Raw genomic sequence first — 23,941 nt, 5'->3', positions numbered from 1 at the left:
CACCAAAAAGTTATTTCGGTGTAGGATTGTTTATGATTTGAGATAAAATCTATCCCCTACAAATTATACTTCACAGAGAAAATTAAGTAACGTGGCTGAACTGTGTACTGAGAAGTTCTTGTAGCGAACTGCGAAAAACTATCGTCGTTGAGTGAGGTAGTATTCAATAAATTCGTACCGCTTATTTTATACTCTAATTTGCTGTTCTTTTTTTGGTAAATCAAACTGGCGTTCAAGAAATCGTATTCATTATTTACCGTTTTGTCGTTGTTGTAATAATGATAAAACTCATACTCGGCCACAAAAGAAAAACTGTCTAAGAAATAGTAATCTAACTTCGCAAAAGGGCGGTCGGTATAAAAAGTATTATTATTATAGTCGTTGATTACCATATTGTAGCCTACTTCTAGATTAGGCAAGCTTTTATAATTTGTAGACGCTCTTAAGGTATAACTTTGAGTAAAACTCTCATTAGCGATAGTTACATTGTTCTGCTTGTTATTGAATTTCGACCAGTTCAAATTAGTGTCAAATGAGGCTTTGTAATTTTTCAAAAACGAACGTCCATAAGAGGCACGTCCCGAAATGGTTTCATCGGCAAAAGGAGAGTTAAAAGGCACCGACGTTTGGTTTACCCCGTCAAAAGTAGCATCTGTTTTAATGGCATCTACCGTTTTGGTGTAATTTACAAAAGCAGTAATGTTTTCCATATTGAACATATTGTACTTAAAGTATCGCAACGAATGTTGTTGTGCCGTAGCATTTTCTAGTGCTCTAAAACCGCGTGTTAAACTGTTGTAGTTTGAGAAAACATAGCCTTCAACCAATCTGTTGATATCGGTAAAATTGTTGGTATACGAGAAATTATAAGTCAAAGTCTCGGCTTTTTTGATTTGGTAAATCGCTACAAAATCAGGTAAGGCTCTGAAGAATTTCTGACTGAATTCGGTTGCTAATTGCGCATTGGTCATATTGTAACTGTGCAAACTTACGCCTGGCGTAAACGTAAATTTCCCCGTAAGTATTTTATAATGCAATCCCAAAAACACATCATTAAAACGATAGTCTACATCGTTGGTATTCTCCGAAGCATTCAAATCGTTTACTGTGCCATTATCCAAAACCTGAAAAATAGAAGAATTAAAATTTTGATACGAATACGTATTACCTAAAGTCAAATTAATATTGCTTTTTGGGGTCAACATATAGTAATAATCCAACTTAGCATCTATTTTGTTTGTTTTTACAAATCGGGTTTGGTTGATGTCGTTTCTATTTTGCCCTGGCTGATAACCGCTTAAAAAAAAGGGCTGAGATTGCAAATTAGCATTGTAAAAAGGGTCTTCTTCTTGATATAAACTTTGCATTTCTACCGCAAAGACATTTTTTTCATTTAAGGTAAAATACGCACTCAAATTCTGATTTACTGATATTGGGTCTTGCTCTTTTAGCGTAGCTATAGATTCCGTAGCCGAAACGTTCTGTACTATCGATTCCCGAAGCAACGAAGTGTTTTCATCTTGTTTGGACAACTTGGTCAACACATCATAATCCAACTGAAAATTGGTCGACGGCTTGTAGGTTGTGCTCAACTTGAATAAACCCAAATTACTGGTTTGGTGTGCTGCTTCTTTTCGATTTTCGGTAGAAGCTACTTCTGAGGAATTCGGTTTCAGGATATTATTTTGAGAAATGGTTTCTAAGTCGGTAATCGAAGAAGAAACAATTCCAAAACCACTAAAACTCCAAGCTTTATTTACATTGTACGAGAAATTGGTTGCGCCAAACTTGGTGTCAATTTCTTTGGCTCTATTGTTTCTTGCCAAAGCAATCCCCAAATCATTAGAAGATACGTTAAAACTAGAGCCACCTTTGGCAGACAATCCACGGAATCCTCCCGTAAACTTAAAATAATCCTGAATGGTCAAAGGCAATTCGCCTATGTTGTTGAAGTTCGAAATCAAGTTTATGCTGTACTTTGGACTGTAATAAAACAATTTCGGATTAATCACATACCTGCTTTCTTTATGAGCTACTCCAACACCAGCATTAATATCTCCAAACCAAAAGTTCTTCTTCCCAGATTTCAATTTAATATTCATTCCAATATTATCTTGATTGTTTTCCACTCCTTTTAGAATCGAATTTTCGTTGTAATTACGCAATACTTGAATCTTATCAATCGCATCAGCTGGGATATTTTTCACTCCTAATTTGGTATCCCCATCAAAAAAGTCTTTCCCTTCCACCATCAGTTTGGTTACTTTTTTGCCTTCTACTTCAATCTCTCCGTCGGCATTTACCTCCACTCCGGGCAATTTTTTCAATACATCTTCCAGTTTTCTTTCGGTACCCGATTTAAAAGAATCGGCATTGTACACAATCGTGTCGCCTTTAATAGAAACTGGCATTTCGCGAACAATTTCAACTCCATCCAATTCAATACCACCCGCGTCCAAAGCAATGTTTTTGACCAAATTAGTAGTAGCTGTAGTCACTTCTACCTCTTTATTTTGCATCCCCAAAAAACTCACTTTAATTAGGTAAGTCGTATTCGGTTTCAAATTCAGTGTGAACTTCCCTTTGTCATTCGTTATGGCATAGGCATCCATCGCTTTGGTGGTTTTATTCACCGCCATTACGTTCGCCATTTCAAGTCCTGCGTTTTTAGAGTCGGTAATCAAACCATCAAGTTTAATGGTTTGTGCAAAAGATAAAGTAGTAAAAAGAAAAAAGGCAATTCGAAGCAATGCTTTCATAGAGTGGTTATTGAATGTGTTAGTTGTAATGCTTTATTTTGGAGCGGCAACAATGGGTATTTTGAGCCAACAAAGTCCCGTCGTCAGCTATATCTTTGCCTTTTGTAAAGAAAAAAGGCAAAGGATGCCGCTCCCACCGGGGCTAGAAGGCGGCATTATTTTGTTTTTGTTTTTGTTTTTAAATTAAAAAAGGAAGTATTAACCTCCTATTCTCATTCTAAATCCGCCATTATTTCCACCTCTTCCACGGTTCATCTCACGGAATTCCTCCATTTTTTTAATCACCGTTTCGTCAAAATCTTTCTGGTTGATTACTTTACCATTCGTGGCGGGTTTTATAGCTGCTTTCTCTTTTGGGTTCAAAACAACTTTAGAACATAAAATCACGGTTTTACCATCATTAACTTCCAGAATCAAACCAGGCAATCCCCAATAGCCTTCTGGACCTTGGTTTACAGGGATTTCTGGGGTATACCACGCTGTAATCGTAACTTCTTTGGGGATGTCTAACTCATCCATAAAGCTGGTTTTCTTTGGTTCGCCCGCTTTCTCAGTGGCGTCTTTTTTAGTCTCGTCTTTTTTCTCGTCTCTTGGTCTAAAATTTCTAAAATCGGTTTTACTAACCGGACGAACAGCAGTCGCTTTATAGCAATTGTAACCGCCAATTACTCTCGTTTCGCCTTCCATTTTCCATTTTAGATTGGTCAGCGTGTCTTTTACCAAGAATTCTTTTCCCATAAATTCTTTGTCAACCGTATAGCTTTTGTCTTTTACATTTTTGTAATACGTTCCGCCGCCGCCAGTCATAGAAGCCATCATTCGCATTCCGCCGCCGCCATCTTGTCCTGGAGCGTCTAATTTTTCTTCTTCTTTATAAATAGATGCCGATTTGTCAAAATTGAGAATGAATGTTTTCTCAAACATTTTTTTCATTCGGTCCTCGATATTTTTCATCATTTCGGGAGTAATATTCTTATTTCCTTCCATTCTGGTCTTAAAATCAGCTGTACTCGTTTTAGACTCATACACTGCCATCCCCTGAAATTCCTGAGCTCTAAGCCCAATACTGCTCAATACAAGCGCGGTCAAAAGCAAAATAATTTTATACATAGTTTCCAAATTTTTCAATAAGACGAGATTCAAATTCATTTGTTACAGCATTAGTTTATAAATAACTATAGACTTAAGAAAAATGAAAAGGTTTAATTGTAAATTAGCGAAATGAAGAAGTATTTACTATTTTTAATAGCATTTTCGTTTTTTGCCCAATGCTATTCTCAAATTAAGGGGATTCCAACGCAAGAAATGCTTAACGCTCCCAAAACAGTCACGTTTTTGGCTCACGACGCTTTTGATTATGCCTATACAATAGAAAATAACGTTTTCAAGAAAAGTAAAGGCTCCGAAAACTGGGAATACAAAAACGTGACCTTAGGAAAAATCACCAAAGTTGACCTTCAAAATCCACTCAAAATAGTGTTGTTTTATGAGGATTTCAACACCGTAATCCTATTAGACAACCAACTCAACGAAAGTCAAAAAATTAATTTTTCGGAGCACCCTACGCCAATCAATGCAACTGCCGTAGGTATTGCGGGTCAAAACCAATTATGGGTGTACAACAACCTCAATCAACAAATTGGATTGTATGACTATCTCAAAAACGAGTACAAAACCATTAGTACTCCTCTTGCTGGAAAAATCAAACAGTACACCACCGCCTTTAATTCCTTTATATGGATGGATGACAGTGGAGACGGCTACGCTTGCTCGCTATTTGGTGCCATCGAAAACTTAGGAAAATTGCCAAATGCTGACCAACTTCAAATCATCAGCTCCAACCAAATACTTTACAGTTTGGACCAAAAAATAACACTATTGAGCCGACAAAAAGATAAATCGTGGGCAAATACGCTACTTCAACTTCCTGAAAAAAGGTTTGAAAAATTCTATTACCAAGCCCAAATTTTATCTATTTTTACAACCGAAGGAATTTATAATTTTAAAATCATACTACCGTAATGCACATAGCAGTAGCAGGAAACATAGGTTCAGGAAAAACTACCTTAACACAATTATTGTCGAAACATTTTAAATGGGAACCACATTACGAGGACGTAGTTGACAACCCTTATTTGGATGATTTTTACCACCAAATGGAACGCTGGTCTTTTAATCTTCAGATTTACTTTTTGAATAGCCGTTTTCGTCAAGTAATGCAAATTCGCCAAAGTGGTAAAAAAATCATTCAAGACCGTACTATTTACGAAGACGCTCATATTTTCGCTCCCAACTTGCATGCGATGGGATTGATGACCAATCGAGATTTTCAGAATTATACTTCCTTATTTGAATTGATGGAAACGATGGTGCAACCACCAGATTTGTTGATTTACTTAAGAAGCTCCATTCCTAATTTGGTAGGACAAATTCACAAACGCGGTCGCGAGTATGAAAACTCTATTTCTATTGACTATTTGAGCCGTTTGAACGAACGTTACGAAGCGTGGATTCAAAGTTATACGAAAGGAAAACTTTTAGTAATTGATGTAGATAATATCAATTTTGTGGATAACCCAGAAGACTTAGGAAACATCATCAACAGAATTGACGCAGAATTGAACGGATTGTTTTAGAAACACAGATTACCTCAGATTTATAAAAAAAACACCTCACAACAAAATAATGTTGTGAGGTGTTTTTAGTTTGTGATTATGCCAAAGCATTTACTTTGAGTTAGTCGATACTATTATTTCAAAGCTTTGATTTTCGCTTTCACTTCTTCCTCAGTTCCTTCGAAAGTTTGAGTGGTGGTCGTTCCGTTGGCTGTAGTAGTTACTGTAGCTTTGGTTTTCCCGTTTTCATTGGTCATTTCCACACGAACATCTTTCATCGTAGTCAATTTGATGGTTTGTGTTTTTTCACCCACAAATTTTCCATTGGCATCGTACATTGACAAACATTTAGCAGTACATTCTTCTGAACAACCATTTTCCTTGCACATCGCTGCGCACTCGTCTTTGGTCATAGTAGCCATTTTTGCAGGGTCACATTTTTTGGCTTCGCACATCATTTCTGTGGTAGCTCCACCTGCGCAACAAGACGCCGTAGCAGCCGTATCAGAATGGCCACTTCCTAAAATAGGAGCAATCACTAATCCAATCAAACAAGTCAATTTGATTAAAATATTCATAGATGGCCCAGAGGTATCTTTGAAAGGGTCTCCAACTGTATCTCCAGTTACCGCCGCTTTGTGTGCATCAGAACCTTTATATGTCATTTCTCCATTAATCATAACCCCAGCTTCGAATGATTTCTTAGCATTGTCCCAAGCACCTCCAGCATTATTTTGGAAAACTGCCCAAAGTACTCCAGAAACTGTTACACCAGCCATATAACCTCCTAACATTTCAGCAATCAATTGGTTGTTATCACCGTAAACTAATTTTCCAAGTAGCACAATAGCAATTGGGAAACCAATGGTCAATATACCAGGCAACATCATTTCGCGTAAAGCCGCTTTAGTTGAAATCTCCACACATTTACCATATTCTGGTTTTCCCGTGCCTTCCATAATTCCAGGAATTTCTTTGAACTGACGACGTACTTCGTACACCATATCCATTGCAGCTTTTCCAACAGAATTCATTGCTAAAGCAGAGAAAACCACTGGAATCATTCCACCCACAAATAACATAGCTAAAACAGGAGCTTTAAAAATATTGATTCCATCAATTCCTGTAAAAGTTACATAAGCCGCAAACAAAGCCAATGAAGTTAAAGCCGCAGAAGCAATCGCAAAACCTTTTCCTGTAGCAGCGGTTGTATTTCCAACAGAATCCAAAATGTCGGTTCTAGTACGAACTTCTTTTGGCAACTCGCTCATTTCAGCAATACCACCAGCGTTGTCTGAGATAGGTCCAAATGCATCAATTGCTAATTGCATAGCAGTAGTCGCCATCATCGCTGAAGCGGCTAAAGCCACACCGTAAAATCCAGCTAAAGCATAAGAAGCCCAAATGGCACCAGCAAATAATAAAACTGTTGGAAAAGTAGATATCATACCCGTTGCCAAACCAGCGATTACGTTAGTTCCAGCTCCAGTAGAAGATTTTTGCACGATTGCTAAAACTGGCTTTGTGCCTAATCCTGTATAATATTCAGTAACTGAAGAAATAGCTCCACCCACAAACAAACCTACAATCGTAGCATAAAAAACACGTATAGAATCGATGTCTTTAACTCCTTCGCCGTAAAACTCCATTTTCATAGTCGTAGGCAACATATATTGTACTAAGAAGTAGCAAGACACCAAGGTTAAAACAATAGACACCCAGTTTCCGATGTTTAAGGCTTTTTGTACTTGAGCTTCTTTGGCATCATCACTACTAATTTTCACCAACATCGTTCCGATAATAGAAAACAAAATTCCAAAACCAGCAATCGCCATCGGCAATAAAATTGGACCGATTCCGCCAAAGGCATCGTCAATTTTACCACCCATATCTTTAATCACGTAGTTTCCAAGAACCATTGCCGCCAATACAGTCGCTACATACGACCCAAATAAATCGGCACCCATACCGGCAACATCTCCAACATTATCCCCAACGTTATCTGCAATTGTAGCAGGATTTCTTGGGTCATCTTCTGGAATTCCTGCTTCTACTTTACCAACTAAATCGGCACCAACGTCGGCCGCTTTGGTGTAAATTCCACCACCAACACGAGCAAACAAAGCGATAGATTCAGCTCCTAAAGAAAATCCAGCTAAGGTTTCTAAAACAATCGTCATATCTTCAGTAGAAGTCCATTCTCCGTTCATAAAGATTCTGAAAAAGACAATAAAAAAACCGGTCAACCCTAAAACAGCTAAACCGGCTACACCTAATCCCATTACGGTTCCTCCACCAAAAGACACTTTTAAAGCTTGAGGTAAACTAGTACGTGCGGCTTGAGTAGTTCTTACGTTGGTTTTAGTTGCGATTTTCATTCCCATATTTCCAGCCAAAGCTGAGAAAAAAGCCCCAAAAATAAAGGCAATTACAATTAACAAATGGGTTTTTACGCCAGGCAAGAAAGTTATCCCTGCCAATACTGCACTTGCTAAAAGGACAAATACAGCTAGTAATCTATATTCTGCTTTTAAGAAGGCCAAAGCCCCTTCATAAATGTAATCTGATATTTCTTTCATTTTGCCGTCACCAGCATCTTGTTTGAGCACCCAGGCTCGTTTTGCTACCATGAACAGAAGTCCAATAAATGCCATTACAATTGGCACATAAATCATAAATGTATTCATAAAAAAATGTTATTTTTTGATTAATTATAAAATCTAGTTGGTAACGAATTTAAGCAAAAAAAAGCAACACTCATTGCTGAGTATTGCTTTTTTTGTAAAAAATGAAGGGTAAATTTATTTAATACTAAATAATCCCTCTGGTTTATTTTCGATATCATCAAAACGCTTGGTGCATTCTTTGATGATTGCGTATGCTTCATTCACATCTCCCCAACCTTCTACATCTACTTTCTTGTGCTCTAAATCTTTGTAAACTTGAAAGAAATGTTCAATCTCTTTTAACAAGTGTGGATTTACATCTGAAAGATTTTCTAATGAATTCCAAATTGGGTCAGAAACCGGTACACAGATTACTTTTTCGTCTGGTCCTTTATCGTCTGCCATATGGAAAACTCCAATTGGTTTTACTTCCATTACACATCCAGGAAAAGTTGGCTCGTTTACCAATACTAATACATCCAATGGGTCGCCATCTAAGGCTAATGTTTCAGGAATAAATCCGTAGTCTGCTGGATACATCATAGAAGAGAATAACATTCTGTCGAAACGCATTCTTTTGATAGCAAAATCGTACTCGTATTTATTTCTACTTCCTCTTGGTATTTCGATTAATACATCGAAAGTTTTTAATTTGTCTGCAGTCATTTTTATTAAGTCTTAGCTTTTTATAATTTTTTTGCAAAAGTATACAAACCGAACGTTTTTACAAGAAAAAAATAAGGATATATAACTATAACGTTTTCGTTAATTAGGGATTGTAAACCACTTTTCGGTTGCGTTTACACAAATAATGATGCCATAATAAATAGGTAGCAAAAGAACGGTAGGGTTTCCACTGTTGGGAGTGCTGCTCCATCATCTCTTTGTCGTGGATGTCAAATAATTCTTTGAAGGTATTTACCACGGCTATATCACCTAGAGGTAACAAATCTGGTGCTTGTAGCGAAAACATCAAATAAATATCGATAGTCCAATGACCGATGCCTTTTATTTTGATTAGTTTTTCGCGGACCACATCGGCAGAAAGCGTGGACAATTCCTCTAAAACCAATTCTTTTGAAAGGAGTGCAGCAGCCAAAGCTTTGATATAGGTTATTTTTTGACGACTAACGCCCACTGCCTTCAATTGCTCATCACTAAGTTGCACAACTGTTTCAGGAAAAAAGGGTTTTGCCACTTCTTTTAAACGTAAAAAAGTCGCTTTAGCTGAATCTATAGAAACTTGTTGTTCTAGAATCAATAGTACGAGTGTCTCGAAACCTTCGGGGCGTTGTGGAATAGTGGGCAAACCGTATTTTTCCACTATAGTTTTGAAAACGGGTTCTTTGGCAATTAATAACGAAAAAGGTTCTTGCATAATCGATTGTTTAGCCCAGATGGAAGCGGCATCCTCTAGTGGCGGGGTTCGCCACTAGAGATATAGCGTACAGCTGGATGAGCTCCTAAAAATTAAACCCAAAGGTTCCTTTGACCGTGAAATTTTGCGCATCGGGTGCATTGAGATAACTGCCACGCCACGCAAAATCTATTCTAAATACTTTGAAAATATTCCCAATTCCGGCGCTGTATTCCCAATACACTTTTTCAGGAGCAAGATAAGGGAGGCCCGAAGCATTAATGGCTCGGTTAGCATCTGAGATTGTTCCGTAAACGCTCTTTATACCTACTACTTCTCGCCAATTGAGTTTTCGCATAAATGGAATTCGAGCAAACAAACGCCCTTGGAAATTGTGATTCCATTGTAAGGTTACGTATTGGTCGCTTATAAATTCGTAGAAATTGAGATTATTAAAGGTGTTCTCGATACTGAAATACGTTTGATTTCCGGGAATAACGCTCATCAAACCTAAAGGAATGGTGCCAAATGTTTTTCCGGCTTCTAAAATTAAGTTGGTTCTTCCGAGTGGTCCAATAATGAAAGGCTGTTTGTAATACAACTGAATTTTATCATATCGAATATCGCTGTTCAAAACACCCTCGAATCCGTGACTGTAATTGATAAAAACACGACTGTACGGACTGTCGACAATATCACGTTCTACACCAAAACCAATCGTTTTTCGGTTGGGAGTGTACTCTATTTGAAGATTAGCTTCCGATTGTCTTACATCGCTTTTAATCACTCCTGCTGGATTGGCTGCTGACGGCAACGTGGTATAGTAGTCTAAACTAAAGGTCGGTGATGCCGAAACTAAGGTGCGATGTGAAATTCCGGCTTGAAAGGTCCAATTCTTAACTGGCTCTATTTCAAACGAAACATTGGTCAGATTGATGTTGGTTAATTTACCATTACTTCCCGTAGTAAACAAAGCAGAAGACGCAAAACTTCTTCCCAAGACATCATTGGTTGTGGTCAAACTGGCGCCAATTTGCTCGATGTCTCGTCGATTTCCTCCAGAAATGATGATTCGGTTTTTCTTGTCGACCATCCATTTTCCTGAAACGCCATATTTGAATTTTTGGTCATCAAAACCATAAGCCGTAAAAGCCTGAACGCGCCAAGGGTCGTTAGGTCCAAAGTAAGTTCTTCCGCCCAGACGCAGACGAATACCCTCTACTTCGTTATAACCAAAAGTTGAAAATACATTACCAAAATCAAAATTGTTGAACTCTACATAACCACTTCCTAAGATAGAAACCAAGCTATACAACTGCTTGAATTTTTTGACGGTTTGCAAGGTATCAAGCATTTTGTAAACGCCTTTTTCGTCTTTGGAGAGTTTCTCAAAACGATTCTCTTCCCAATATTCTTCGGATTTATTGTAGACTTCGTTGTCTATAAAATTAACTTCGTCTTTGTAAAAAGAAGTGGGTTTGGGCTTGTTGAACTCGTGATTGCGATAAAAAGAGGTTCTTTTACCATAAACTCCTTTTGATTTTTCTTTTTTGTTCAAAGCAAAATCCGACATTAAATAATCTCGAGTCAAGAGAAAAACAGAGTCGTTCATTACCTCAAATTCTTGCTCGATGTAAATGTCTTTTACCCAGTTAATATTGGCGCTCTTGGTTACCGCCATATTAATTTTCTTAATGGCAAAAGTGGTATCGTTTACCCAAAAATCTCCTTTGAAAGTCAATTCGTTTTTACGTCTTGGATAAAAAACAATATTAAAACACCATTTGTTGTCGATTAATGCGCTATCACGAAGCACATAATTATAGACATCAATCCCTGTTCTAGATAGTGGACTGGTAAAACTTTTGTCGAAAAAAGTCAAGTGATTGTCATAGATATTATAATCAGAATACAAATCTTTGACAAAAGCTAAGATTTGTTGATTTCCATTAAATCCAGACGTTTTGTTGGCTTTATTGATTTCTTTGACTTTCTTGATGGTATTGTCTCCATACACATCGTACAAAGCTTCGTTGATAAAAATGGGCAAATACGTTTTTCCAGTAACTTTAGAAGTATCCACTTGCTTGAAGATAAATTCCATTCCTTTGAAAATTTTATTCTTCATAAAAGCACTGTCGATAGTGTTCATATCAAATTCAATCTTCTCATACTTCTCCATTTGGTATTGATTGAATTGATACAAACCGTTTTTGCGTTTGCGTTCCCAAATTTTACGCAGAATATCTAGAGCAGGATTGTTTTTCTTTGACGTTTTCCCAGTAAAAACAACAACTTCATTCAATTCTTGCATTTCTTTCAATACAATTTTGAAATTGTAATTCACTGCTTTTTCTAAGGTCACTTCCTTGTCAGAAAAGCCAGCTGAGGTAATTACCAAAACAGTATAAGTCTGTGGAGACTCAATGTAAAAACGACCATCTTCGTTGGTTACAATGCCTACATTAGAGTTTTTAAAAACAACATTAGCGTAGGGAATAGGTTGATTGGCTTTATCCACCACAATACCACTAACCTTCGTTTGCGCCTTTGCAACAGTAACTAATGCAAATACAAGTATAAAGAAATATAAAATTGATTTTTTCATAGTAAAAAAAGGGCTTCATCGAATGCGTATCGATGAAGCCCCAAATATAATAATTAGATGACAAGTAGTAGTCTTAAACCGCCACTACGAATGTTAAAAAAAACCTATTTTATGCTTTTTAACAACTCTTATTTTTTGTACAATACTTTTTTAACTGCTTTCACAACGTCATCAGCATTAGGCAACCATTCTTTCAACAGAACAGGAGAATAAGGTGCTGGTGTATCTGCAGTTGTGATTCTTTGAATTGGTGCATCCAAGAAATCAAAAGCTTGCTCTTGAACCAAATACGTAATCTCTGAAGAGACACTAGCAAAAGGCCAAGCTTCTTCTAAAATTACCAAACGATTCGTTTTCTTAACCGATTTCAAAATCGCTTCTGTATCCATAGGACGAACCGTTCTCAAATCAATTACTTCACAAGAAATTCCTTCTTTAGCCAATTCATCTGCAGCTTTAAAAGCTTCTTTGATAATTTTACCAAAAGAAACAATTGTTACATCAGTTCCTTCTCTCACCACATCAGCTACTCCCAACGGAATAGTGTATTCTCCATCTGGCACTTCTCCTTTGTCGCCATACATTTGCTCTGATTCCATAAAGATAACAGGGTCGTTATCACGAATGGCTGATTTCAACAATCCTTTGGCATCATATACATTCGAAGGTACTACAACTTTTAGACCTGGAGTATTCGCAAACCAATTCTCGATAGCTTGAGAGTGAGTCGCTCCTAATTGTCCGGCAGAAGCTGTTGGTCCTCTAAAAACAATTGGAATATTGAATTGCCCACCAGACATTTGACGCATCTTGGCAGCATTATTAATAATTTGATCAATACCAACCATACAAAAGTTGAAGGTCATGTATTCTACAATCGGACGACATCCATTCATGGCTGAACCTACTGCAATACCAGTAAAACCAAGCTCCGCAATAGGAGTATCAATTACACGTTTTTCACCAAATTCGGCCAACATCCCTTTCGATGCTTTGTAGGCACCATTGTATTCAGCAACTTCTTCACCCATTAAGTATATGGACTCATCGCGACGCATTTCTTCACTCATCGCTTCGCAAATCGCCTCTCTAAATTGTATCGTTCTCATATTATAATATCTATGTGTGTTTTTTCGAACAGCAAAAATAAATATTTTAAACTACTTTAAAGCATAAAATAGGTTTAAAATTATTAGGAGCTAATTCCAGCTATGCGCTATATCTCTAGTGGTCTCGTTTAAAAAAAACGAGACCACTAGAGGATGTCGCTCCTATCTGGGCTAGAACAAGCTATTCAAAAGACACTTTTTGTATATATAACACGCAAGTATTAAAACAAATAAAAATAAAATTGTTAAAAACAATACAAATACAAACAATAATAAATCACGCTGGATTGTTTTTGTGTAAGTTTAACAAGGGAATATAGACCCTTCAGCGAAATCGTAATAGTTTTGAAAAAATATTATGCATGCATAGTAAATATTCCAATTATTATTTTAAATTTGTCAAGCTTTATCAAAAAAAATAAGTCTTATGAAAATATTAGTTTGCATCAGTCACGTTCCTGATACTACTTCAAAAATCAATTTCGTTAACGGTGATTCAGAATTCGACACCAATGGCGTTCAGTACGTTATCAATCCAAATGACGAATTTGGATTAACTAGAGCAATCTGGTTTCAAGAACAACAAGGCGCAACGGTAACTGTTGTAAATGTGGGTGGACCAGACACAGAACCTACTTTAAGAAAAGCATTAGCTATTGGAGCCAACGAAGCAATTCGTGTAAATGCTAATCCAACGGATGGTTTCTTCGTAGCCAAACAATTGGCAGAAGTAATTAAAAATGGCGGATACGATTTAGTAATCGCTGGAAAAGAATCATTAGATTACAACGGTGGAATGGTTCCTGGAATGATTGCTGGAATCTTAGGGTACAACTTTTTGAACTCTTGCGTGAGCTTAACTGTAGATGGAAATGCCGTTACTGCTTCAAGAGAAATCGACGGAGGTAAAGAAACTGTAGCTACAACTTTACCATTAATCATTGGAGGTCAAAAAGGATTAGTTGAGGAGAAAGATTTGCGTATTCCAAACATGAGAGGAATTATGACTGCAAGAACAAAAGCCTTAACTATTTTAGAGCCTGTAGATGCTAATGTAGCTACTAAAGCAGTAAAATTTGACAAACCTGCTCCAAAATCTGCCGTTAAATTAGTAGCAGCGGATAATTTGGATGAACTAATCAGTTTGTTACACAACGAAGCTAAAGTAATTTAGTATTCAGTAATCAGTTTTTAGTATTCAGTTTATAAATCTAAAATAATTCAGTTTTTAGTATCTGTTTTTAAGTTGCAAAACTTTAAATCTTAAACTTTAAACTCTTAAACAAAAAAATCATGTCAATATTAATATACGCAGAATCTGCAGAAGGAAAATTCAAAAAAGTAGCATTCGAGCTTGCATCTTATGCTAAAAAAGTAGCAGAAACGTTAAGTACTACAGTAACAGCTGTAACTGTAAATGCTGGTGACGTTTCGGAACTATCAAAATATGGTGTAAACAAAGTTTTAAAAGTAACCAATAGTCAATTGGACGCTTTTTCAGCAAAAGCTTACGCTGATGTAATCAAACAAGCCGCTCAAAAAGAGAATGCAAAAGTTGTTGTTCTTTCATCTACAACAGATAGTATCTATTTATCATCATTGGTAGCAGTTGGCTTAGACGCAGGTTTCGCCTCAAATGTTGTAGGTTTACCATTAAGTACTGCGCCATTTCAAGTAAAAAGAACTGCTTTTTCAAACAAAGCATTCAACACGACTGAAATCACCACAGAAGTTAAAGTATTAGGAATTGCTAAAAATTCTTACGGTATTTTTGAAAATGCAAGTTCGTTAACAGAAGAAGATTTTAATCCAACAATCGATGCTAACGATTTTGGTGTAAAAGTGACTTCAGTTGAAAAAAGTTCAGGAAAAATTTCTATTGCCGATGCTGATATTGTGGTGTCAGCAGGACGCGGAATGAAAGGTCCAGAAAACTGGGGAATGATCGAAGAATTAGCTGGTGTTTTAGGTGCTGCAACAGCTTGTTCTAAACCAGTATCCGATTTAGGATGGAGACCTCACGGAGAACACGTAGGACAAACCGGAAAACCAGTTGCTACTAATTTATACATTGCCGTAGGTATTTCTGGTGCGATTCAACATATTGCGGGTATTAACTCTTCAAAAGTAAAAGTAGTTATCAATAGCGATCCTGAAGCACCTTTCTTTAAGGTGGCTGATTATGGAATTGTTGGAGATGCTTTCGAAATTGTACCTCAATTAATTGAAAAATTCAAAGCTTTCAAAGCACAACATTCATAAAAAACAATCTTTTTAAATTATAAGCTACCTAAAAACAAGATAATTGTATCTTTGCTTTAGGTAGCTCTTTTTTTTATGCCTTTTTTTGATTAAAATTGCACCTTTAAAAAACCGAATAACTAGCAGAATCAATAGCTGTTTTTTCTATAAAAAATCCATGAGCTTAGTAAAATTAACCATAAAAGGGATATCCTACAGTCAAACACAAAACGGAGCTTATGCTTTAATTTTGAATGAAGTGGATGGCGAGCGAAAACTACCAATTGTCATTGGAGCTTTTGAAGCTCAATCTATTGCTATTGCTTTAGAAAAAGAAATCAAACCACCTCGTCCGTTAACGCATGATTTATTTAAAAACTTTGCAGAACGCTTTGATATTGTTGTAAAGCAAGTTATCATTCACAAGTTGGTTGACGGTGTGTTTTATTCTAGCATCATCTGTGAGCGCGATAAAATTGAAGAAATTATTGACGCAAGAACTTCGGATGCTATAGCTTTGGCACTTCGATTCCATGCACCAATTTTTACCTATAAAAATATTTTGGACAAGGCAGGAATCTATTTGAAATCAAACCCCAATCCTACAGATCCAGGCGCAGAAGAAATAGACAGTATTTTGTCTAATCCACAAACTTTTGGCCACGGTGAAGAAACCAATCAATCAGGTCCTACCTACGCTAATCATAGCCTTCAAGAATTGAATGAGCTTTTAGACCAAGCTGTAGCCAATGAAGATTATGAAAAAGCTGCAAAAATAAGAGACGAGATATCCAAACGTTAAGAAAAAGTTCTAAATAAATATAAGAGAAGTTTTGCCGCTTTGATGGAGCTAATTTATCTGATACATATACAAGAAACGAAAACTCTCTGTACAACATCAAAACATTAGAACAAGATTGTTTTGTAATGAAAGACGGAAAAATTTATAAAAATCAATAAAACAAGCGGTCCATACTATGAAACAATACCATGACTTAGTTAAGCACGTTTTGGAGAACGGCACACAAAAAGGAGATCGTACAGGAACGGGTACCAAAAGCGTTTTTGGGTATCAAATGCGTTTTGATTTAGCCGAAGGATTCCCAATGGTAACCACCAAAAAGCTACATTTGAAATCAATCATTCATGAGTTACTATGGTTTTTAAAAGGGGAAACTAACATTGCTTACCTACAAGAGCACGGTGTAAAAATATGGGATGCTTGGGCAGACAACAATGGAGATTTAGGACCAGTTTACGGCCACCAATGGCGTAATTGGAACAGTGAAGAAATTGATCAAATCTCCGATTTAATTACGGAACTGAAAACCAATCCCAATAGCCGAAGACTATTAGTTTCGGCATGGAATCCATCGGTATTACCAGATACTAAGAAATCCTTTGAAGAAAATGTAGCCAACAACAAAGCTGCATTACCTCCATGTCATGCTTTTTTTCAATTTTATGTAGCTGATGGAAAGCTATCCTGTCAATTGTACCAACGCAGTGCTGATATTTTCTTAGGAGTACCTTTCAATATTGCATCATACGCATTACTAACACTTATGATTGCGCAAGTCTGTGACTTAGCTCCAGGTGAATTCATTCATACATTTGGTGATGCACACATTTATAACAATCATTTTGAACAAATAGAACTGCAACTCTCAAGAGAGCCAAGACCATTACCAACAATGACGTTAAACCCCAATGTAAAAGACATCTTTGCTTTTACCTATGAAGATTTCACTTTAGAGAATTACGACCCGCATCCTACGATAAAAGGAAGTGTTGCTGTATAATAAAAAACCGCTATAAAAGCGGTTTTTTTATTATCTATAATGCTAAAACAGAATTTTCAGCTCCAGCGTAGTCATTCCATTTTAAACCATCAGCTTCAGGGTCATTTAAATAGTTTCCGTCAATTAGGTATTTAAATTCGTACGAAGAATCTTTAGGTAAATCGAAAACACCTTTGAATGTACCATTTTTCAATTTAGATAAAGCACCTTCTTCTATATTCCAATTGTTAAAATCACCAATTACAGCAGCAGAGCTTGCTTCTTTTGCTTCGATTGAAAAGGTTACTTTACATACTGGTTTTGTTTTCACAAATTGTTTTTTAATAGCCATAACACAATGATTTTTAAAATTTTAAAACAAGTTAAACATTTTTAATGTAACAACGGATAGCGTCTACTCATTTTTAAGACTAATGTCAAATCATTGTTAAAATTTAAAAAAAACAATAATTTTAAGGTGATTAAAAATTTAAATTCAAAATTATTAAATCTCTTATGCTTAATCAAAACACTGTTGAGGTTATAGTTTTTGCAAAATAAATTTTATCTTTATCTACAAAATAAAAAACTATGGATCAGGCCACGCACGAGCAATATGAGTATGCTCGTAGAAGAATTAAACAAAAAAAGAGATTGTATTTTCACTTTGTTCTTTTTGCTTTAACTAGCATTTTTTTATTCATAGCTCACCGCTTTTTTGATGTTGGCATAGAAAGCAATTGGTGTATTTGGGTAATTACCTTTTGGGCCTTTTTGTTTGTACTTCATTTTATTAAAGTCTTTATAACAGATCGTTTTATGGATAAACATTGGGAAAGAGATCAAATTGACCGATTAGTTGCCTTACAACAAAAAAAAATAATCCAGTTGGAGCGTCAAATAGAAAAAGAAATCAAATAACCTATCCATGATAATACTTATAGCCGCTGTAGCAGAAAATCTTGCTTTGGGCAAAAACAATGATTTAATTTGGCATCTCCCTAATGATTTTAAACGATTCAAGGAAATAACATCAGGCCATCATATTATTATGGGGCGCAAGACTTTTGAAAGTTTCCCTAAGCCTTTGCCTAATAGAACACATGTCATAATAACACGTCAAAAAAGTTATAAGCCCGAAGGCTGCATAGTTTTAGATTCGATTGAAAGAGCTATTGAGGTCTGTCCAAAAGACGCTCCTGTTTATGTAATAGGAGGAGGGGAAATATACAACTTGGCTATGCCTTTTGCAGATCAATTGGATATTACTAGGGTACATGGTAATTTTGAAGCAGATACTTTTTTTCCTGAAATTGATCCTGAGAAATGGAAATTACTTCATACAGAAAAACATTCTAAAGATGAAAGACATCTTTATGATTATAGTTTTGAAACCTATTCAAAAATCTAGAGAATCTAAACGTATAAAAATAAAAAAACATCCTGTGAAGGATGTTTTTTCTTTGTAAAAGATATGATTTTGTTAATGACTCACTCTTGTAAGAGAATTTGAGACAACAATATTAAAATACCAAGAAACAAAACTGATCCAGAGACTGAAATAATAATGTTTGATATTTTTTTTGAGTAAAACTCAAAGTAGCCTTTAATACCAAATACCACAAAGATACTAAAGACCAAAAAAATTAAAATTTCCAAAAACAAATTTAATCCTAAGAACGTATTTTGCGCTTCAAAAAAAGTACCGCTAGTGAAAGCGATATTTTCAAAACTGCTAACAAGAACAAACGCGACTATCAGCGCAATAATAAACCATTTGATTTGAGCCATTAAATTAATACTAACCATTTATTTTCTTTTACAAGGCAAATTTGGATAATATTTTGATATTGCACAATACCCACTTTTAGTGATATTTTTATTTTTTTTGTTAAAATAAATAAGTTACTCTAATAAATATCCCAATTGCAAAAAAGTTCCTTTGAAATTAAATCAAGTGCTGTGTTAATGGAGTTTATAGTATATTTGTGGAAATTAAAAAACCATGTCAGAAAAAGTTACTCCTTATAAAAATTCACAATTGAGCAAAAAAGAGCAGGTTGCTACTATGTTCAATACTATCTCAGGAAATTATGATAGTTTAAACCGAGTTATCTCTTTTGGTATTGATATCAAATGGCGTAAAAAAGTATTGGCTTTAGTAACAAAATCCAATCCAGAAACGATTCTTGACATTGCAACAGGAACAGGAGATTTGGCTATTTTGATGGCGCAAACTCCCGCAAAAAAAATTATCGGACTTGATATATCTTCTGGAATGTTGGCGGTCGGAGTTCAGAAAATTGAATCAAAAAAGCTATCTGATCGTATCGAAATGATTTTGGGTGACTCAGAGAATATGCCATTTGAAGATGATTATTTTGATGCCATAACTGTGGCTTTTGGTGTTCGAAATTTTGAGAATCTTGAAAAAGGACTTTCAGAGATTTTGAGAGTTTTAAAACCAGGAGGGACTTTTGTTATTTTGGAAACTTCTGTGCCGGAAAAAACACCTTACAAGCAAGGGTATCATTTCTACAGTAGAAATATTTTGCCTCTTATAGGTAAGTTGTTTTCAAAGGATAATACTGCATATGGCTATTTGTCTGAATCGTCGGCAGTTTTTCCATACGGAGAACGATTGAACAATATTTTACGAAAAACAGGGTTTATAGATGTGAAAGATATGCCTCAAACTTTTGGTGTGGCTACAATTTATTATGCATCCAAAAAATAATTAGAAGCTTTCCTCTTACCTATGAAAAAAATAACTGTAATCCTTTTTTTGTTTTGTCTAACTTTTGCTAATGCGCAATGGAATAAGCGCCTTTTTAGCAAAGACCCTATTATTAATCTAGAGAATTTTCAAAAGCAAAAATTGTACTTTGGATTCTATATGGGGTTTAATGGATATGATTTTAAAATCGATTATAAGAATGATATTCCTGATGTATTGGTAAAAAGAACTACAGGTTTTAATGTAGGATTGGTCGCTGATTTAAGATTGCAAGAGTACATCAACTTGAGGTTTGAACCAGGATTGTATTATACAAAGCGAGATATGTATTATCCGAGTTCTTATTTTCCTACCACTCCAACAGCAAGTGATCGATTAAGAGAAGTGAATAGTACTTATATTCATTTTCCGTTATTGGTCAAATTTTCGTCATTGCGAACAGGCAATGTACGACCTTATTTGCTTGGAGGAGGTTCGCTTACACTTAATTTGTCTAGTAATTCTAAATCATTAGATGATAATGCAGAAGGAAGATTTAGAATGAAATCTTGGACACCAAATTATGAATTAGGATTTGGAATTGATATTTTCTCGGAGTACTTCATTTTTTCACCTTCCATTCGTGGGGTTTTCGGCATAAATGATGAATTAATTAGAGATAAAGATCCTAATAGCCCTTGGACAAGTAATATTGAGTCAATAAAAAGTAGAGCTATTTTTATCAATTTTACTTTTCATTAATACACTCTTCTTTTAAATTCACTCAAGACTATTGCAGTTGCAGTTGCAACATTTAAGCTTTCGGTTTGTTGTAAATTTCCAAATCGAGGGATTGTAATGCGCTTAGTAACCAATGCTTCGATTTCTTTTGAAATTCCGTTAGCCTCGTTGCCTAGGATGATAATTCCCTCATTAGTAATTTCAGAATTATATATATCTTCTCCATCCATAAAAGTTCCATAAATGGGAAGTGATGTCGTTTCTAAGAAATCCTTCAAGTTTAAATAATTGACATTTACTCTTGCAATAGAGCCCATAGTAGCCTGAACTACTTTTGGGTTGTATAAGTCAACAGTTTCTTTTGAACAAATTACTTGATTGATCCCAAACCAATCGCATAATCTTAAAATCGTTCCCATATTACCGGGATCTCTGATGGTATCCAGAGCAACAATCAGCCCATTGTTAATTATGGTTTTTTCTTTAGGAATTTTAAAAACTGCCAAACAAGTATTTGGAGTAGTTAATGCGCTTATTTTTTTTAAATCTGCATCAGAAATCAACGTTTTTTGCGTTGAAGCTACAGTTCTAAAATCATCAACGGTTACATATAAATGCTCCAATTCAAAATTAGAACTCAATAACTCATGAATACCTTTTACGCCTTCGGCAATAAACAATTGATGAGCAATTCTATATTTTTTTTGATGCAAACTCGATATAAGTTTTATTTGGTTTTTACTAACCATAAAAAAATGTACTTTTGAATTAAATTTATTAAGATCACTTGAAAAAGAATTCCACAAAAGTAGTTGCATTTCTTCTAATTGCAATAATTATTTCGGCATGTAATGCTGTAAAACGAGTTCCTGAAGGCAAATTTTTACTAACAAAAAACCAAATACTAGTAAATGATAAAGCCATCAAGGATCAAACGGCATTCGATCAGATGTATCAAAATCCGAACGGAACTATTGGTCGATTTAAATTAAGATTAGCATTATACAATGCTGCTAATTTAAATCCTGACTCCACTTATCAAGCAAAATTCACCAACAATCCAGGCAAATACGAAAGAAAATCCAAGTGGTTATCTGCCAAACAAGTAGATCGCCTAGGAGAATCATTTTACTACAAAGGCATTCATCAATTTCTAAAAAAAGTCGGAGAACCGCCTGTAATTATTGACACGCTTAAAACTCAAAAAACAACTATCCGTTTAAATAACTATTATTTCAATAACGGCTATTTTAGAGCAAAAACTACTTTCAGTATCGACACAGTTGGCTTTAAAAAAGCCAAAATAAAATACAAAATTGCCTTATCAGATCCTTTTATTTTAGACACAATTTCTAAGTCGATATCTTCACCTGCTTTAGATTCACTATACAACATTTCTAAAGAAGATAGTTTTATTCTTTCAGGAAAACAATATAAAACCAATGATTTTGAAGAAGAAAAAAACAGAATCACCACTTATTTTAGAAACAACGGAGCCTATCACTTTCAACCCAACAATGTAACTTTTGATATTGATACTATCGGCAAAAAAAACAAAGCTGATGTTGAATTGATAATTAAAAATTACTCTTATCAAAAAAACGACTCAACCTATACTATTCCTTTTAAACTATTTAAAATAAGTGACATAAAAATCTACACCGATTATTCACAAAAAAACCCGCCAGAAACAGTAACCGACAGTGTTGAATACAACGGTTTTAAACTCTTCAGTCATGGCAAACTAAAGTATAAACCTTCGGCGATCACTGATGCTGTTTTTATTACAAAAGGAACGCTATTTGGTGATTACAAAACAGTTTTATCTAATCGATCATTGAATAATTTAAAGATATTTGGTTATCCAAGCATCCAATATGAAGTAGACAAAAAAGACTCGACTGCCCAATCACTTATTGCGAAAATCTATTTAACACCAAGAAAAAAGTTTAGCTTTAGCACTACCTTAGATTTAACGCACTCAAACATTCAGGATTTTGGTATTGGAGCTAGTGTCACCGAAACCATTCGAAATGTTTTTAATAGAGCCGAAACATTAGAAATTGGTTTTAGAGGCAACATTGGATCATCTAAAGATTTTGCTAATCCCAATGATGCATTTTTCAATGTAACAGAATACGGAATCAATTTAAAATTGAATTTTCCAAGAATTTTATCGCCTTTTAATACCGATAAAATTATTCCGAAACGAATGATTCCTTATACACAAATTTCCTCTGGATTTAACAAACAAAGAAATATTGGGCTAGACAAAGAAAATTTTACAGCTTTATACACGTACAACTGGAATCCAATTCGCAACAATACTGCTCGAGTAGAATTGTTGAACGTGCAGTTTGTTCGAAATCTGAATCCTGACAACTACTTTAATGTTTATGGGTCATCATACAATGCCTTAAATAAAATTGCAAAAGATTATAATAACAACAGTAGTTATGTAGACAATAAAAATAACTTAATTATCAATTCAGGTACTACAGGATTTACTAATGATGTTCTGTACACCAACACTTTAATTTTACCAACAGACAAACTTAAAGAAGTATTAAGCATTGAGGAAAGAAGACTAAGACTAACCGAAAATGATTTTATTCTCGGCACGAGTTATACGTTTACACAATCTACAAAAAAGGACATTCAGGACAATGATTTTTACCAATTTAAAACAAAAATTGAATCGGCAGGAACTTTATTGAGTTTGATTGCCAAGGCCAGTAACTTGCAAAAAAATTCATCGGGTCAATACGAAATTTTCAATTTACCCTATTCTGAATATTTAAAACTAGAATTGGATTACATAAAACATTGGGATTTTTCAAAAGAAAACATCATTGCTTTTAGAAGTTTCTTCGGAATTGCTCTTCCTTTTGGCAATGCAGACTACGTTCCTTTCTCTAGAAGTTACTTTTCTGGTGGAACCAATGATAATAGAGCTTGGCAACCATATAGTTTAGGCCCAGGAAGCACCGGTTCGATTCTTGATTTCAATGAAGCAAATATGAAAATTGCATTAAGTGCTGAGTACCGTTTTAAAATTGCTGGAAGTGTGAAAGGTGCTTTTTTTGCAGACGCAGGAAATATTTGGAATGTATCAGATGCAGTAACAATAGAGTCGGCTACTTTTACAAGTTTGAATGACTTAAAAGAAATGGCTCTTGGTACAGGCTTTGGATTGCGGTACGATCTTAACTTCTTTGTAGTTCGTTTTGACTTAGGTTTCAAGACGTATAACCCTGCTTACGAAATCGGAAGTCGTTGGTTTAAAGATTTAAATTTCACAAAATCGGTCTTAAATTTTGGAATTAATTACCCGTTCTAAAGTTAGAA

At 35.3% G+C, this 23,941-nt stretch carries 21 protein-coding genes; 11 read left to right on the top strand and 10 right to left on the bottom strand.

What is annotated here, in order from left to right:
* Positions 1-56: 56 nt before the first annotated feature.
* Both FLAVO9AF_RS09910 and FLAVO9AF_RS09905 read right to left on the bottom strand, forming a co-directional pair.
* Positions 57-2,759, bottom strand: a complete 2,703-nt coding sequence (locus FLAVO9AF_RS09910; RefSeq protein WP_159687824.1) for a carboxypeptidase-like regulatory domain-containing protein — start codon at positions 2,757-2,759, stop codon at positions 57-59.
* A 198-nt stretch (positions 2,760-2,957) separates the two neighbouring features.
* Positions 2,958-3,869: a GLPGLI family protein gene (locus tag FLAVO9AF_RS09905; RefSeq protein ID WP_159687821.1), complete on the bottom strand. Its 912-nt coding sequence runs from the start codon at positions 3,867-3,869 to the stop codon at positions 2,958-2,960.
* 111 nt (positions 3,870-3,980) lie between these two features.
* Here FLAVO9AF_RS09905 and FLAVO9AF_RS09900 point away from each other — a divergent pair, with 111 nt between their 5' ends.
* The gene (locus FLAVO9AF_RS09900) at positions 3,981-4,781 is read left to right on the top strand and encodes a hypothetical protein (RefSeq protein WP_159687818.1); all 801 of its coding nucleotides are present in this window, start codon (positions 3,981-3,983) and stop codon (positions 4,779-4,781) included.
* Positions 4,781-5,395 (top strand): deoxynucleoside kinase, encoded by a 615-nt coding sequence (locus FLAVO9AF_RS09895; RefSeq protein ID WP_064715574.1) that lies wholly within the window; start codon positions 4,781-4,783, stop codon positions 5,393-5,395. The genes FLAVO9AF_RS09900 and FLAVO9AF_RS09895 overlap by 1 nt, the downstream gene beginning before the upstream one ends.
* A gap of 113 nt (positions 5,396-5,508) precedes the next feature.
* Here the strand turns inward: FLAVO9AF_RS09895 and FLAVO9AF_RS09890 are convergent, their stop codons facing one another.
* The 5 genes from FLAVO9AF_RS09890 to FLAVO9AF_RS09870 all read right to left on the bottom strand — a co-directional run bounded on the left by FLAVO9AF_RS09890 (position 5,509) and on the right by FLAVO9AF_RS09870 (position 13,153).
* Positions 5,509-8,061: a sodium-translocating pyrophosphatase gene (locus FLAVO9AF_RS09890; RefSeq protein ID WP_159687815.1), complete on the bottom strand. Its 2,553-nt coding sequence runs from the start codon at positions 8,059-8,061 to the stop codon at positions 5,509-5,511.
* Positions 8,062-8,175: 114 nt separating this feature from the next.
* Positions 8,176-8,706, bottom strand: a complete 531-nt coding sequence (locus tag FLAVO9AF_RS09885; RefSeq protein WP_159687812.1) for an inorganic diphosphatase — start codon at positions 8,704-8,706, stop codon at positions 8,176-8,178.
* Positions 8,707-8,809: 103 nt separating this feature from the next.
* On the bottom strand, positions 8,810-9,418 hold the full coding sequence (locus tag FLAVO9AF_RS09880; RefSeq protein ID WP_159687809.1) for a DNA-3-methyladenine glycosylase: 609 nt from the start codon (positions 9,416-9,418) through the stop codon (positions 8,810-8,812).
* A gap of 85 nt (positions 9,419-9,503) precedes the next feature.
* Complete coding sequence (locus FLAVO9AF_RS09875) at positions 9,504-12,005, bottom strand: DUF5686 and carboxypeptidase-like regulatory domain-containing protein (RefSeq protein WP_159687806.1); 2,502 nt, start codon at positions 12,003-12,005, stop codon at positions 9,504-9,506.
* A gap of 128 nt (positions 12,006-12,133) precedes the next feature.
* On the bottom strand, positions 12,134-13,153 hold the full coding sequence (locus FLAVO9AF_RS09870) for a pyruvate dehydrogenase complex E1 component subunit beta (protein WP_255478116.1): 1,020 nt from the start codon (positions 13,151-13,153) through the stop codon (positions 12,134-12,136).
* Positions 13,154-13,541: 388 nt separating this feature from the next.
* On the opposite strand from FLAVO9AF_RS09870, the gene FLAVO9AF_RS09865 reads away from it, so the two are divergent.
* The 4 genes from FLAVO9AF_RS09865 (at position 13,542) to FLAVO9AF_RS09850 (ending at position 17,157) form a co-directional block, all read left to right on the top strand.
* Positions 13,542-14,288: an electron transfer flavoprotein subunit beta/FixA family protein gene (locus FLAVO9AF_RS09865; RefSeq protein WP_159687800.1), complete on the top strand. Its 747-nt coding sequence runs from the start codon at positions 13,542-13,544 to the stop codon at positions 14,286-14,288.
* Positions 14,289-14,407: 119 nt separating this feature from the next.
* The gene (locus FLAVO9AF_RS09860; RefSeq protein ID WP_159687797.1) at positions 14,408-15,376 is read left to right on the top strand and encodes an electron transfer flavoprotein subunit alpha/FixB family protein; all 969 of its coding nucleotides are present in this window, start codon (positions 14,408-14,410) and stop codon (positions 15,374-15,376) included.
* 157 nt (positions 15,377-15,533) lie between these two features.
* Entirely contained in the window at positions 15,534-16,157 is a 624-nt protein-coding gene (locus tag FLAVO9AF_RS09855) for a bifunctional nuclease family protein (protein WP_159687794.1), read from the top strand.
* A 175-nt stretch (positions 16,158-16,332) separates the two neighbouring features.
* Complete coding sequence (locus tag FLAVO9AF_RS09850; protein ID WP_159687791.1) at positions 16,333-17,157, top strand: thymidylate synthase; 825 nt, start codon at positions 16,333-16,335, stop codon at positions 17,155-17,157.
* 34 nt (positions 17,158-17,191) lie between these two features.
* Here FLAVO9AF_RS09850 and FLAVO9AF_RS09845 read toward each other — a convergent pair whose 3' ends face one another.
* Entirely contained in the window at positions 17,192-17,488 is a 297-nt protein-coding gene (locus FLAVO9AF_RS09845; protein ID WP_159687788.1) for an isoamylase early set domain-containing protein, read from the bottom strand.
* Positions 17,489-17,727: 239 nt separating this feature from the next.
* On the opposite strand from FLAVO9AF_RS09845, the gene FLAVO9AF_RS09840 reads away from it, so the two are divergent.
* Together FLAVO9AF_RS09840 and FLAVO9AF_RS09835 are read left to right on the top strand one after the other, a co-directional pair.
* The gene (locus FLAVO9AF_RS09840; RefSeq protein ID WP_159687785.1) at positions 17,728-18,057 is read left to right on the top strand and encodes a 2TM domain-containing protein; all 330 of its coding nucleotides are present in this window, start codon (positions 17,728-17,730) and stop codon (positions 18,055-18,057) included.
* A gap of 7 nt (positions 18,058-18,064) precedes the next feature.
* Complete coding sequence (locus FLAVO9AF_RS09835) at positions 18,065-18,547, top strand: dihydrofolate reductase (RefSeq protein WP_159687782.1); 483 nt, start codon at positions 18,065-18,067, stop codon at positions 18,545-18,547.
* Positions 18,548-18,627: 80 nt separating this feature from the next.
* Here FLAVO9AF_RS09835 and FLAVO9AF_RS09830 read toward each other — a convergent pair whose 3' ends face one another.
* Entirely contained in the window at positions 18,628-18,945 is a 318-nt protein-coding gene (locus tag FLAVO9AF_RS09830) for a hypothetical protein (RefSeq protein ID WP_236552307.1), read from the bottom strand.
* A gap of 196 nt (positions 18,946-19,141) precedes the next feature.
* Between FLAVO9AF_RS09830 and ubiE the strand changes: the two genes are divergently transcribed.
* Positions 19,142-19,873: a bifunctional demethylmenaquinone methyltransferase/2-methoxy-6-polyprenyl-1,4-benzoquinol methylase UbiE gene (gene ubiE, locus FLAVO9AF_RS09825; RefSeq protein ID WP_159687779.1), complete on the top strand. Its 732-nt coding sequence runs from the start codon at positions 19,142-19,144 to the stop codon at positions 19,871-19,873.
* A gap of 21 nt (positions 19,874-19,894) precedes the next feature.
* Positions 19,895-20,614 carry a porin family protein gene (locus FLAVO9AF_RS09820; protein WP_159687776.1) on the top strand — a complete coding sequence of 240 codons (720 nt, stop codon included), beginning with the start codon at positions 19,895-19,897 and terminating at the stop codon, positions 20,612-20,614.
* On the opposite strand, the gene FLAVO9AF_RS09815 is transcribed toward FLAVO9AF_RS09820, so the two are convergent.
* Positions 20,611-21,342: an RNA methyltransferase gene (locus FLAVO9AF_RS09815; protein ID WP_159687773.1), complete on the bottom strand. Its 732-nt coding sequence runs from the start codon at positions 21,340-21,342 to the stop codon at positions 20,611-20,613. The two genes, FLAVO9AF_RS09820 and FLAVO9AF_RS09815, sit on opposite strands and share 4 nt — an antisense overlap.
* A gap of 38 nt (positions 21,343-21,380) precedes the next feature.
* On the opposite strand from FLAVO9AF_RS09815, the gene FLAVO9AF_RS09810 reads away from it, so the two are divergent.
* Complete coding sequence (locus FLAVO9AF_RS09810; protein ID WP_159687771.1) at positions 21,381-23,933, top strand: BamA/TamA family outer membrane protein; 2,553 nt, start codon at positions 21,381-21,383, stop codon at positions 23,931-23,933.
* Positions 23,934-23,941 lie beyond the last annotated feature (8 nt).

Origin of the sequence: Flavobacterium sp. 9R (genome assembly GCF_902506345.1) — a bacterium.
GTDB lineage: Bacteria > Bacteroidota > Bacteroidia > Flavobacteriales > Flavobacteriaceae > Flavobacterium.
The sequence above is the reverse complement of the archived record's forward strand: the minus strand, read 5'-3'. Positions and strand labels throughout refer to the sequence as shown.

Coding starts and splice junctions, on each gene's coding strand:
- FLAVO9AF_RS09895 (WP_064715574.1), top strand. CDS start 4,781: ATGCACATAGCAGTAGCAGGAAACATAGGTTCAGGAAAAACTACCTTA.
- FLAVO9AF_RS09910 (WP_159687824.1), bottom strand. CDS start 2,759: ATGAAAGCATTGCTTCGAATTGCCTTTTTTCTTTTTACTACTTTATCT.
- ubiE (WP_159687779.1), top strand. CDS start 19,142: ATGTCAGAAAAAGTTACTCCTTATAAAAATTCACAATTGAGCAAAAAA.
- FLAVO9AF_RS09885 (WP_159687812.1), bottom strand. CDS start 8,706: ATGACTGCAGACAAATTAAAAACTTTCGATGTATTAATCGAAATACCA.
- FLAVO9AF_RS09890 (WP_159687815.1), bottom strand. CDS start 8,061: ATGAATACATTTATGATTTATGTGCCAATTGTAATGGCATTTATTGGA.
- FLAVO9AF_RS09830 (WP_236552307.1), bottom strand. CDS start 18,945: ATGGTTAGTATTAATTTAATGGCTCAAATCAAATGGTTTATTATTGCG.
- FLAVO9AF_RS09855 (WP_159687794.1), top strand. CDS start 15,534: ATGAGCTTAGTAAAATTAACCATAAAAGGGATATCCTACAGTCAAACA.
- FLAVO9AF_RS09840 (WP_159687785.1), top strand. CDS start 17,728: ATGGATCAGGCCACGCACGAGCAATATGAGTATGCTCGTAGAAGAATT.
- FLAVO9AF_RS09815 (WP_159687773.1), bottom strand. CDS start 21,342: ATGGTTAGTAAAAACCAAATAAAACTTATATCGAGTTTGCATCAAAAA.
- FLAVO9AF_RS09845 (WP_159687788.1), bottom strand. CDS start 17,488: ATGGCTATTAAAAAACAATTTGTGAAAACAAAACCAGTATGTAAAGTA.
- FLAVO9AF_RS09860 (WP_159687797.1), top strand. CDS start 14,408: ATGTCAATATTAATATACGCAGAATCTGCAGAAGGAAAATTCAAAAAA.
- FLAVO9AF_RS09900 (WP_159687818.1), top strand. CDS start 3,981: ATGAAGAAGTATTTACTATTTTTAATAGCATTTTCGTTTTTTGCCCAA.
- FLAVO9AF_RS09865 (WP_159687800.1), top strand. CDS start 13,542: ATGAAAATATTAGTTTGCATCAGTCACGTTCCTGATACTACTTCAAAA.
- FLAVO9AF_RS09850 (WP_159687791.1), top strand. CDS start 16,333: ATGAAACAATACCATGACTTAGTTAAGCACGTTTTGGAGAACGGCACA.
- FLAVO9AF_RS09875 (WP_159687806.1), bottom strand. CDS start 12,005: ATGAAAAAATCAATTTTATATTTCTTTATACTTGTATTTGCATTAGTT.
- FLAVO9AF_RS09820 (WP_159687776.1), top strand. CDS start 19,895: ATGAAAAAAATAACTGTAATCCTTTTTTTGTTTTGTCTAACTTTTGCT.
- FLAVO9AF_RS09880 (WP_159687809.1), bottom strand. CDS start 9,418: ATGCAAGAACCTTTTTCGTTATTAATTGCCAAAGAACCCGTTTTCAAA.
- FLAVO9AF_RS09905 (WP_159687821.1), bottom strand. CDS start 3,869: ATGTATAAAATTATTTTGCTTTTGACCGCGCTTGTATTGAGCAGTATT.
- FLAVO9AF_RS09835 (WP_159687782.1), top strand. CDS start 18,065: ATGATAATACTTATAGCCGCTGTAGCAGAAAATCTTGCTTTGGGCAAA.